We start from the raw sequence: 11,082 nt of genomic DNA on the forward strand, positions 1-11,082 counted from the left end.
GCTGTGGCCTGCCATCTTTCGCCTCGCGCCTCCGCAAGTGAGATCACGCCGAGGAGAGCGACAGGACCCTCTGCGGCAAACTGGTCGTCGGCTCGCTCGGCAATCAGGAGGTCTCCGCTGCTGCGCACGGAGAAGCCTTTCGCCAGTATCGTCAAATAGGCTGGCGTCATTAGATTGGCAGCGTCGTTCAGGTGCATGGCGTCTGTTTATCGCAAACAGTGTCCCTCGTGAACGACCGAAATTGGGGCGGGAGGCGTCATCCGATCGCGAAGGGGTCGAGAACGGCGAAAACTGGTGGGAAAGCGACGGGCAGCTTTGAGCACCGAGGAGATCCATTGCTGCCGTTCCTCCCTCCTTGTCAGCAGAAGTAGCCTCGTTCAATCTGATGAGATGGAAGCTGGCTCTCAGATCGAAGCTGCCTTGGACGGGCACCACGCGGCTGCCAATGCGGCGTTCGCGCGAAGGGACATAACGGCATACCAAGCCCTCTTCAGCAGCGATCTTCAATATATCCAGCGCAATGGTATTACGATCGATCGACGCCGACTAATGCAAGACGTCGAAACGCAGCTCAGCAGGCGTTATCATACCGAATCCAGCTTTGTGCGCGAGGCGTTAGACATTGATGGTGGGCAGGTTACTGAGACGTTGCTCCAAACCGCGACGGTAAAAGCGTCAGTCCTAGGCTTTCTGCGGCGGACCTGGCGCGTCCAACGCCACGGCCTCTACACATGGGCGATGGAAGACGGGCAGTGGCGGATCGTTCGAGTTCGTGTGTTGAGCGAGACGGTTGAAAGCCGATGGATACTCGGTCGATAGTGTTCGCGCCCGCTTTTCAGGAACCTGTGCAGCCGCGCCAACGACGATAATTGGTGCGCTTTCGACCGTTCGACAAACGGACGCTCACGAACACCGAGTCCCGACAGCCCGTCGTGGTTGACGACCCAGCTTCGCCCTTCCATATGCTGTGCGACGGTGATGGATTTCCGCCGGGCATGTCGCCGAACCGCTCTCACAAGAGCTGATGATTCCTACTGGGCGCCGCGAGGCGGCAAGGAGGAATCGTGCGTGCTACCTTTCGTAATTTCATCGGCGAGTTGAACGTCGCGGCGTGTGTCCGCGACCGCCATGATCATGCCATGTCGGTCGTGCGCTGGGCGTTGATCCTGGTGCCGTTGGCGGCACTCGTCGGGACGTTGTGCGCGGCGTTCCTGTGGAGTCTCGACGTCGTTACGCGGTTGCGCTTCGTTTGGCCGTGGCTGCTCTACCTGCTGCCGCTGGGCGGCTTCGCGGTGGGGTTGCTCTACCATCTGACCGGCCGCTCGGTGGAAGGCGGCAACAACCTCATCGTCGAGCAAATTCATGAACCGGGCGCCGGCGTGCCGTTGCGGATGGCACCGCTGATCTTCTTCGGCACGGTGGTGACGCATCTGTTCGGCGGTTCGGCCGGGCGTGAGGGCACCGCCGTCCAGTTGGGCGGAAGTCTGGCCAGCAGCTTCGGCCGCGCTTTGCGGCTCGATGCCGATGGCACGCGCATTCTCTTGATGGCGGGCATCGCGGCCGGGTTCGGCGCGGTGTTCGGTACGCCGATCGCCGGTGCGGTGTTTGCGCTGGAGGTGCTGGCGATCGGGCGCGTCGAATATCGCGCGCTGGGGCCGTGCCTGATCGCGGCGCTGGTCGGCGACTGGGCGTGCCTCGCATGGGGAATCCACCACAACGTCTACCGGGTCGAGTCGCTGGTTCCGGTCGATGCGCTGCTCACCGCCAAGGCCGGGATCGCCGGCGTGGCGTTCGGGCTGGTCGGGCTGGTCTTCGCCGAAGCCAATCACGCACTCGGCGGGTGGCTCAAGCGGATCGTCCAATATGGCCCGCTCCGCCCGGTCATCGGGGGCGGTGCCGTCATCGCATTGGTCTACCTGTTGGGAACGCGCGACTATCTCGGCCTCGGTACGCTGGCGGCAACGCCCGACAGCCTCACCATCGCCAGCTTCTTCGGGCCGGACACGCATCCGTGGAGCTGGGCGCTGAAGCTGCTGTTCACCGTCGTCACGCTCAGCGCGGGATTCAAGGGTGGCGAGGTCACGCCGCTGTTCTTCATCGGCGCGGCGCTCGGCAATGCGCTCGCGCCCATGTTCGGCGTACCGACCGACGTGTTCGCCGCGATCGGGTTCGTCGCGCTGTTCGCCGGCGCGGCCAATACGCCGCTCGCCTGCACCTTCTTGGGCATCGAGCTGTTCGGCGCGATATATGCGGTGCCGATCGCGGTCGCCTGCTTCGTCGCCTATCGCTGCTCCGGGCATAACGGCATCTATTTGTCGCAGCGCATCGCCATCCCCAAGGTGCCGGCGACCGGCCTTACCCCGACCGCGACCCTGCGCGAGATGCGGGCGAATCGCGCGGTGCGGCAGCCACGTTCCTGACCCCGGCGCACGAACCGGAGGTCCGGCCATGCCCGATCGTTTTACCGTCGAGCGTCGCGAAATCGGAATGCCGCGTATCGCCATGAGGCCGTCCGGGTTTGGGTGGTGAGCGGTCCGGCAGCTTTGCGACAATCGCAATTGCTGCCGTTATTGTCCGTCGATATTGCAGTTTGACCGTGCATTGCAGGAGAGCTCGATGATTGCCGACGTAAAAACTCGCCTTGCCGGCTTTGGCTGCGTTGTGGCCGGCGCTGCGATATCGTGGCCTACGATCTTTGATCGTCTCCGGCTGGCCCAGCAAGGCGTGCCCCAAATCAATACTTGGTCACTCACGTCCGCCTTGGTGGGGCCGCTGATCATCATCGGTCTTACCCTGATGATCTTCGGGGCGAGAACCGAAGCGTTGACGCGTGACGCGGAGAAGAAGCGCCTGACTCTTTTCGGCAATGCGATTGCTCTAGCGTGCGCCGTGGCTGGCTTCGGCGGGATGCTCGGCATGACCTATCTCTTGCGATCCTACGGATATCAATAAGTCGAGCCTCGAGCTGCAGACGAGCGGCTGTTGTTGGTGGAAAGCCGCCATTGGCGGCGAGCATCTTGCCCGTTATGCTCTAAAAGCCCTATCAGAGCGCTGTCGGGAATAGCTCGTTGCCTCAGCCAAGAAGACCGATTACCAAGCCTGATAGTGCACTGGCGCCTGCCGAAAAAAGCACGAGGACTCTGAACTCACATTTGTGAAGCTCGCCAATTATCCGGTCCATGATCCACTCTCCGGCTGGTTCGCTCTAAGGGCGATCACTCAGTTTCTTGAGAATGATCCTGAATCATTTATCGGTCAACGGCTTTCATCTGTCTCTGCAGAGATGTTGCGGGGGGCGTATCAAGACCCCTGCTCCAAGCGCAGCCATGAGCTGACATCGCTTAGGTCTGATAATGGGCGAGCGCTGCCGATGCAGGGGCTGGGACAATCATCAAGCGGCTGGCGGGAAAGCTCGGAGATGTTGGACAGCTATCGTCATCATCAACACGCCAAAGCCCGCCGCCCAAATGATGGCTCCTGCGCTGTGATCGACTTCGATATACCGGCTTGCCGTGAACAGTCCGAAAGCCGAGCCAACAATTGCGAATCTGGCCAAGGGCGGAAGGCGTTTTGATCGCATCACCATAAACACGATGACGATGACGCCGCCGAGGACTGCCGCCAAACTCAATACATCATCGACCATCACTGCCAACTCCGAGCGGCCTACGCTCGATTATCGGATCGGAATTCCCAAGGCGCAAGGACGGATTGTGGGCGCAAGCCGCCTTTGGCAGAATATCAAACTACACCGCGCACGCCCTCACCCGAACTTGAACTGGCCCGCGATCGCGAAGTGCAGTTCGTCGTTCTCGGCAAGGAAGCGCTCTAAATATTGATGCAGGCCGCCGGCGATCACCTCTTTGGAGTGGGTCTTGAGCATGCGGGCCTGGCGGTTGCGCGCCATCTGGTCGGCCTCACCGTGCATGCCGGTGCGCTTGGCGAGCAGGTCGAGGATTTCGACGGTTTCCTCAGCCGAGGCGGCGAGGCTGCGCGGGAGTTCGGCGCGGGCGATCAGCAGGTCGATGACGTTCGACGGCTGCAAGCCTTCGGAATAGAGCCAGCGATAGGCGGTGACGGCGGAGACGGTTTGCAGGATCGTCGTCCATTGGTCGCGATCGACGACGCCGCCGACGGGTTCGCCCGCCGGAAGCAGGATGTGGTATTTGACGTCGAGCAGCCGCGCGGTGTTGTCGGCGCGCTCTACCGCTTGCCCCAGCCGGATGAACCATGTCGTCTGGTTGCGCAGCATGCGGTGGATCGCGCCTTCGAAGCCGCGCGTCGCGGTCTTGACCGCTTCGGCGAGCGCGAGCGTCGCGGCGGCGCCACCGGGCATCGCGCGGTTCTGGAACAGCAGCCACGCCTGGTTGATTCCGGTCCACGCCTCGCGGGTCAGCGAGGTGCGGACCGCGCGGGCGTTGTTGCGCGCGAGATCGAGCGAGCGGACCAGCGAGCCGGAATGCGTCGAATCGAGCGTGAGGAAGCGCGCGACCGCATCCTGCCCGACCTCTTCGCCGGTCTTGGCGAAGGCGGCGACGGTATCGGTGACGGCGAGCGCGCTTTCCCACGCGACCCGCCCGGCCGGGCGCGGCGAAAGCGCGTCGAGGCGGATCGTCGCCTCGACGAGCCGGGCGATGAAATCGGCGCGCTCGACATAGCGACCGAGCCAGTAGAGCGACGAAGCGGTGCGTGCGAGCATCACTTGCCGCCCATGCTCTGGGTCATGCCGCCCATCGATTGCGTCATGCCGCCGGTCCCCTGCGATTGGGATTGCGTGTTGATCGGGGCGCCATCGTCCATGAGTACGAAACTGTCCTTGGTGCCGCCGCCCTGCGACGAATTGACAACGAGCGATCCCTCCTTGAGCGCGACGCGGGTCAGCCCGCCGGGCACGACCTGAACGCCGCGCGAGCCGGTCAGCACGAATGGGCGGAAATCGACGTGGCGCGGCGCGAGGCCGGATTCGCTCAGCGTCGGCACGGTCGAGAGCGCAAGCGTCGGCTGAGCGATGTAGCGATGCGGTTCGGCGATGAGCGCGGCACGGAAGGTTTCGATCTCGGCGCGGGTCGCGGTCGGGCCGACGAGCATGCCGTAGCCGCCCGATCCGTCGACCAGTTTGACCACGACATCCTTGAGGTTGTCGAGCACGTAGCTGAGCGCCTGCGGCTCGCGGCAGCGCCAGGTTTCGACGTTGGGGAGCTTGGCCTCGCCGCCGGAATAATATTTCACGATTTCCGGCATGTAGCTGTAGATCGCTTTGTCGTCGGCGATGCCGTTGCCCGGCGCGTTGATGAGCGCGACGTTGCCGGCGGCATAGGCGCCGATCAGGCCGGGCACGCCGAGCATCGAATCGGGGCGGAACACCAGGGGATCGAGGAAATCGTCGTCGATGCGGCGGTAGATGACATCGACCTTCACCAGACCGCCGATCATCCGCATCCACACGATATTGTCTTCGACGACGAGATCGGCGGCCTCGACCAATTCGATCCCCATCGAATCGGCGAGGAAGCTGTGTTCGTAATAGGCCGAGTTATAATGGCCCGGCGTCAGCACCACGCAGACCGGCGCGGCGACGTTGCCGGGCGCGACCGAGCGCATCGTCTCAAGCAGCCGGTCGGGGTAGGAATCGACCGCCGCGACGCGGAAATGGTGGAACAGTTCGGGGCAGAGCCGCAGCATCGCCTCGCGGTTTTCGAGCATGTAGCTGACGCCCGACGGCGTGCGGGCATTGTCTTCCAGCACGTAGAAGTCGTCGGGGCCGGTGCGGACGAGGTCGATCCCGCAGATATGCGCCCAGATGCCGTGCGGGGGGCGGATGCCGGCGACTTCGGGGCGGTATTGCGGGTTGCCGAGAATCAGGTCGGTCGGCAGCACGCCGTCCTTGAGGATGTGCTGGTCGCCGTAAATGTCTTCGAGGAAGGCGTTGATTGCCTCGACGCGCTGGACCAGCCCTTCGGACAGCCGCGCCCATTCGCTGGCGAGGAAAATGCGCGGCACGATGTCGAACGGGATGATGCGCTCGCTGGCGTCACTGTCGCCGTAAACCGCGAAGGTGATGCCGAGCTGGCGGAAGGTCGCTTCGGCGGATTGCTGGCGGCGGCGAAGGTCGGCGTCGGACGTCCCCTCTATCCACGTTCCAAGCGCCGCGAGTTCGGATCTGGGTGTCGTAGACCCGGCCTGCCCCATGATCTCGTCGAACGCCTGTCGTATTCCCATCGAACTGGTAACGCTCCTATGTGCCGTTGGCGCCATGCTGCGACGGATTATTGCGCCGCACAAGACGGTTTCTTGCGGAGAAACCATCGGCACGGAGCTTATTGTCGAAATCGGCGCGTGCCTCGGTGGCGATCCGGCCCAGCAAAGCCGGATCGACGAACGCGCCGACGCCCGCGCCGGCCTTGGCGCGCGCCTCGCGTTCGAGCACGTCGGCGAACTCGGGGTGCATCGGCAGGACGATGTCGGCGGGCATCGCCGCCATGCGCGCGAAGCTGCGGCGATAGTCGGCGACGATGCCGGGATAGGCGCGGTTGCCGTGGAGCACGTTGCCGGCGACGGTGATGCTACACGGAAACACCACGCGCAGCGTCCGCCCGCGCTCGGTAACGGGCATCGACCAGGTGGTGCAGCCGGGGGTGTGGCCGGGCGTCAGCGTGGCGGTGATGCCGACGGCGCCAAGCCGGATCGTCTCGCCGTCGCGGACGATGCGATCGACCGGCACGGCCGGAAAGCGGGTGTGGCCGTTGGTGTTGTCGGCCTCGTGCCGCCCGCGCCGTAGCGCGGGTGCGTCGCCGGCGGAGGCGACCAGCCGCGCGCCGGTGTCGCGGCGAAGCGCGGCGAAGGCGGCGGCGTGATCGAAATGGGCGTGCGAGTTGAGCATCAGCTTGAGCTGCGCGGGCGCGATGCCGATGCTCTTGAGGTTGCGTTCGATCAGCGGTGCGCTCTCCGCCAGCGGCCCGCTGACGAGGATCGCGCCGGCGTCGGTCTTGATCGCATAAACGGCGAGGCCGCGCGTGCCGACGTACCAGACCGGGCCGACGATGTGGAACGGCGCGATCGGCTGCGACCAACTGGCGGGGGACCCCGCCAACGCCGGGGTGGCGGCCAGCGCGAGTAGTGCGGCTAGGGAGCGTCGGATCATAGCGCCGCCAGCATCCCGGATGTCAGTACCTGCGGCAAGACCTGTGGTTCGGCCGCGCCGGGCGCGTAATAGAGATAAAGCGGCACGCCGGCACGGTTGTGCGCCTCGATGAAGCGACCGAGCGCGGCATCGCCGTTGGTCCAGTCGCCGACCAGCACGGCGACATTCTTCTTGGCGAAGGCGGCGCGGGTCGCGCCGGTCTCGATCGCGGCTTTCTCGTTGACCTTGCAGGTGAGGCACCAGTCGGCGGTAAAATAGGCGAACACCGGGCGGTTGGCGGCGCGGAGTTGCGCGAGCTTGGTCTCGCTGAACGCTTCCGCGTTGGCGGCGGCAATCGCTGCGGGCGCAGCATGGAAGCGCGCGACCGACGCACCGGAGAAGCCCGCGACCGCGAGGATCGCGATCACCGCCGCCACACCGAACGGCTTGCCCTTGCGCTGGCGCAGACCGCCCCACCACAAGAGCAGCGCCACCGCCAGCGCGGCGACCATGCCCGCCGACAGACCATCGACGCCGACCTGCCGCCCGAGCACCCACGCGAGTGCGATTGCCGTGAGCCACATCGGGATCGCGAGGATTCGGCGGAACGTCTCCATCCAGGCGCCCGGCTTGGGCAGCAGCTTGCGAAGCGACGGCACGAAGCCGAGCGCGAGGAACGGCAGCGCGAGGCCGATCCCCAGCCCGGCGAACACCGCCAGCGCGGCATACCACGGCAGCACCAAGGCCGCGCCGAGCGCCGCGCCCATGAACGGGCCGGTGCAGGGGGTCGCGATGAACGCGGCCAGCGCGCCGGTCATGAACGCGCCGCCCGCTCCGCCCGCGCTGTTGACGAAGCGCGGCGTGGGGATTTCGAACAGCCCGCCGAGATTGAGCGACAGCGCGACGACGAGCAGCAACAGCACGACGATCGCACGCGGGTCCTGCAACTGGAACGCCCAGCCGACCACGCTGCCGCCGGCACGCAAGCCGAGGATGATCGCGCCCAGCGCCACACACACCGCGACCACGCCGGCGGTATAGGCAAGCGCCTCATGCCGCGCCGAACGCTCATCGAGGCGTCCGCGCGCGAGGCTCAGCGCCTTGAGGCTGAGGATCGGGAAGACGCAGGGCATGATGTTGAGGATCAGCCCGCCCAGCATCGCGCCGCCGAATGCAATCAGCGCGGCGAGCAACGCGCCGTTGGCTGGCGCTTCGGCGGGTGCGGCGCTCGCGACGGCCACGGTGCCGGGCTTTGCGGAGACAACCAGCCCCTGCCCGCCGCCGATCGCCAGCACACCGGTCAGCGCGCCACTCCCGCCTGCGCCGGGCTTGGTGGTGATGACGACGCGGTCGCCGTCGCGCGTGATCGTCTGCGGTGCGGCGTAATCGACCAGCCCGGTCGAGACCGGGTAGAAATAGGCGTCGGCGAGCGGCGCGCTCGCCGGATAGGGCACGGCGATCCGCAAGGCGCCGTTCGCCGACTGGACCGTCGCCGCCGAGTCGAGCGGCTTGGGGATCGCGCGCCGCCATGCGTCGAAGCGCGCGCGGTTCTCCGGCGTCACCGCGCCATTGCCGACGGTCAGGTCGATCGCGAGATCGGCCGATTCGGGCACGCACACCGTCTGCGTGCAGACGAGATACGACATATGCAGCTTGACCGGCAGCGCGGTTCCTGCCGCCAGCCCGGCCGGGACGTGCAACGTCACCAGCGGCGCATAGGGCTTTTCGAACACATAGTTCATCAGCCCGGCAACCAGCAGCCGTTCGGGCACCGGATAGACCGGGGCGTCGGCGGTCGTGCTTTTGGGCAAGGTCCAGTCGAGTTTGGCCGGGAAGCCGGCATCGCCCGGATTCTGCCAATAGCCGTGCCAACCGGGTTCGGGCCGCGTGTCGAGCGCGAGCGTGACCGTGCTGCCCGCCGTCGGCGTCGCGCTCTCCGTGACCAGCCGGATCGCGAGATGCGGCCCCGCGCCGAGCCCGCCCGGGCCATCGGGGCCATCGGCGTGCGCCGCGCTTGCCGCGAACAACGCGAGGACCGTCACGAACAGGTAATGAAGCGCACGCATCGGGCAATCCTTGTCGGCAAACCACGTCTCGGCCATAGCCGCGCGCGGGAGTGCTTCGTTACGCCGCGAAAGGAAAGCCATGAATCGCCTCACCTCCCTACCCCTGTTCGCTTTGGCCCTTTCGCTCGCGCTCGTCGCCGCACCGATCGCCGCGCAAACCGCCGCCCCGGTGCCTTCGCCCGAGACGCCGCCCAAGCTGATCGTCGCCATCTCGGTCGATCAATTCTCGGCCGATCTGTTCGCCGAATATCGCAACCATTTCACCGGCGGGTTCGCGCGGCTGCTGACCGGCGACGTGTTCCCCTCGGGCTACCAGAGCCACGCCGCGACCGAAACGTGCCCCGGCCATTCGACGATCCTCACCGGCTTCCGCCCGGCGCATACCGGCATCATCGCCAACACCTGGTACAACCTCAAGTCGCCGCTCGCCGACAAAGTGATCTATTGCGCCGAGGACGAGAGCATCCCCGGCAGCACCCACGAGGCGTATACCGTGTCCGACCAGCATCTGCTCGTGCCGACGCTCGGCGAGCGGATGAAGATTGCGAACCCGGCGGTGCGTAACGTGTCGGTCTCGGGCAAGGATCGCTCGGCGGTGATGATGGGCGGGCACAAGGACACGCTCGACGAGATCTGGTGGTGGGACGGCAAGAACTTCGTCAGCTACGCCGGGCGCAAGACGCCGGCGATCGTCACGCGCACCAACACGATCGTCAACGCGCGCATCGCCGAGGCGCAGGGCGCGTTCGAAGTGCCCGATTTCTGCACGAGCCGCGACCGTGCGATCCCGATCGGCGGCGGCAAGACCGTCGGTTCGGGCCATTTCGAGCGCGACGCGGGCAATCGCGCCAAGTTCCGCGCCTCGCCTGAGTTCGACAACGCCATCCTCGCGCTCGCCGCCGGCATGGTGCGCGACATGAAGCTCGGCACCGGGCCTGCCACCGACATCATCGATATCGGCGCCGCCGCGACCGACTATGTCGGCCACACTTATGGCACCGAGGGCGCCGAGATGTGCATCCAGCTCGCCAATCTCGACCATTCGCTCGGCGAATTGTTCGACCAGCTCGACCAGACCGGCGTCGATTATCTCGTCGTGCTGACCGCCGATCACGGCGGCCACGACCTGCCCGAGCGCAACCGCGAGCACGCCGCGCCGACTGCGGTGCGGATCGATCCCGCGTTCACCACCAAGGCGGTGAGCGATGCGGTCGCGGCCAAGCTCAAGCTGCCGGGGCAAGTGCTGTTCGGCGATTCGGGATCGGGCGACCTATGGATCGACCCCAAGCTGACCAAACCGCAGCATGACGCCGTGCTGGCCGAGGCGCTGAAAATCTATCGCGCCAACCCGCAGGTCGCCGCCGCTTTCTCGGGTGCCGAGATCGCCGCCTCGCCCGCGCCGAGCGGCCCGCCCGAGACGTGGCCGCTCATCATGCGCGCCAAGGCATCGTACAATGCGCTGCATTCGGGCGATATCGTCGTCGCGCTCAAGCCTCGCGTGATGCCGATCGCCGACCCGACGCACGGCTATGTCGCGACTCACGGCAGCTTCTGGGACTATGACCGCCGCGTGCCGATCCTGTTCTGGCGCAAGGGCATGACAGGGTTCGAACAGCCGCTGTCGGTGGAGACGGTCGACATCATGCCGACGCTCGCCGCCGCGATCCATTTGCCGATAACGGCGCCGCTGCCCGATGGGCGTTGCCTCGATCTGGATGCCGGTGCGGGATCGACCTGCCCGTAAGATTAGCCTCGGCTACTCTCTTTCTTCTCCCCTCCCTGGAAGCAGGGCTATCGCATTTGAGCGAGGAGAGAAGAGAGATAGTCGTCGTGCCATCCGGCGTGTTTAAATTTTCTGCGGATGGAGAGTTTTCGGGTGTCGTGCTGGAGCAAATT

Annotated in this window: 10 protein-coding genes and 1 riboswitch; of the genes, 4 read left to right on the plus strand and 6 right to left on the minus strand. The window is 65.6% G+C overall.

Going from position 1 to position 11,082, the window contains the following annotated elements; translation table 11 throughout:
- On the minus strand, positions 1 to 197 hold a 197-nt coding region (locus tag EWE75_RS25350; protein ID WP_206364854.1), incomplete at its 3' end, for a hypothetical protein.
- Between the two features lie 193 nt (positions 198 to 390).
- On the opposite strand from EWE75_RS25350, the gene EWE75_RS26370 reads away from it, so the two are divergent.
- The 3 genes from EWE75_RS26370 to EWE75_RS22695 all read left to right on the plus strand — a co-directional run bounded on the left by EWE75_RS26370 (position 391) and on the right by EWE75_RS22695 (position 2,952).
- Complete coding sequence (locus tag EWE75_RS26370; protein ID WP_427915815.1) at positions 391 to 819, plus strand: DUF4440 domain-containing protein; 429 nt, start codon at positions 391 to 393, stop codon at positions 817 to 819.
- 146 nt (positions 820 to 965) lie between these two features.
- Positions 966 to 1,041: riboswitch (Fluoride riboswitch) on the plus strand.
- 23 nt (positions 1,042 to 1,064) lie between these two features.
- Entirely contained in the window at positions 1,065 to 2,420 is a 1,356-nt protein-coding gene (locus EWE75_RS22690; protein ID WP_130160350.1) for a voltage-gated chloride channel family protein, read from the plus strand.
- A gap of 196 nt (positions 2,421 to 2,616) precedes the next feature.
- On the plus strand, positions 2,617 to 2,952 hold the full coding sequence (locus EWE75_RS22695) for a hypothetical protein (protein ID WP_130160351.1): 336 nt from the start codon (positions 2,617 to 2,619) through the stop codon (positions 2,950 to 2,952).
- Positions 2,953 to 3,391: 439 nt separating this feature from the next.
- On the opposite strand, the gene EWE75_RS22700 is transcribed toward EWE75_RS22695, so the two are convergent.
- The 5 genes from EWE75_RS22700 to EWE75_RS22720 all read right to left on the minus strand — a co-directional run bounded on the left by EWE75_RS22700 (position 3,392) and on the right by EWE75_RS22720 (position 9,186).
- Entirely contained in the window at positions 3,392 to 3,649 is a 258-nt protein-coding gene (locus tag EWE75_RS22700; protein WP_130160352.1) for a hypothetical protein, read from the minus strand.
- Between the two features lie 114 nt (positions 3,650 to 3,763).
- Positions 3,764 to 4,699 carry an alpha-E domain-containing protein gene (locus EWE75_RS22705; protein ID WP_130160353.1) on the minus strand — a complete coding sequence of 312 codons (936 nt, stop codon included), beginning with the start codon at positions 4,697 to 4,699 and terminating at the stop codon, positions 3,764 to 3,766.
- Positions 4,699 to 6,219: a circularly permuted type 2 ATP-grasp protein gene (locus EWE75_RS22710; protein WP_130160354.1), complete on the minus strand. Its 1,521-nt coding sequence runs from the start codon at positions 6,217 to 6,219 to the stop codon at positions 4,699 to 4,701. The genes EWE75_RS22705 and EWE75_RS22710 overlap by 1 nt, the downstream gene beginning before the upstream one ends.
- Positions 6,220 to 6,235: 16 nt before the next feature.
- Positions 6,236 to 7,141, minus strand: a complete 906-nt coding sequence (bla, locus tag EWE75_RS22715; RefSeq protein WP_130160355.1) for a subclass B3 metallo-beta-lactamase — start codon at positions 7,139 to 7,141, stop codon at positions 6,236 to 6,238.
- Complete coding sequence (locus tag EWE75_RS22720) at positions 7,138 to 9,186, minus strand: protein-disulfide reductase DsbD family protein (RefSeq protein ID WP_130160357.1); 2,049 nt, start codon at positions 9,184 to 9,186, stop codon at positions 7,138 to 7,140. Before EWE75_RS22720 ends, bla begins: the two co-directional genes overlap by 4 nt.
- 79 nt (positions 9,187 to 9,265) lie before the next feature.
- Here EWE75_RS22720 and EWE75_RS22725 point away from each other — a divergent pair, with 79 nt between their 5' ends.
- Positions 9,266 to 10,930, plus strand: coding sequence for an alkaline phosphatase family protein (locus tag EWE75_RS22725; RefSeq protein WP_130160356.1), 1,665 nt, complete (start codon positions 9,266 to 9,268; stop codon positions 10,928 to 10,930).
- Positions 10,931 to 11,082: the final 152 nt, after the last annotated feature.

Source organism: Sphingomonas populi (genome assembly GCF_004208535.1).
GTDB classification, from domain to species: Bacteria; Pseudomonadota; Alphaproteobacteria; order Sphingomonadales; family Sphingomonadaceae; genus Sphingomonas; species Sphingomonas populi.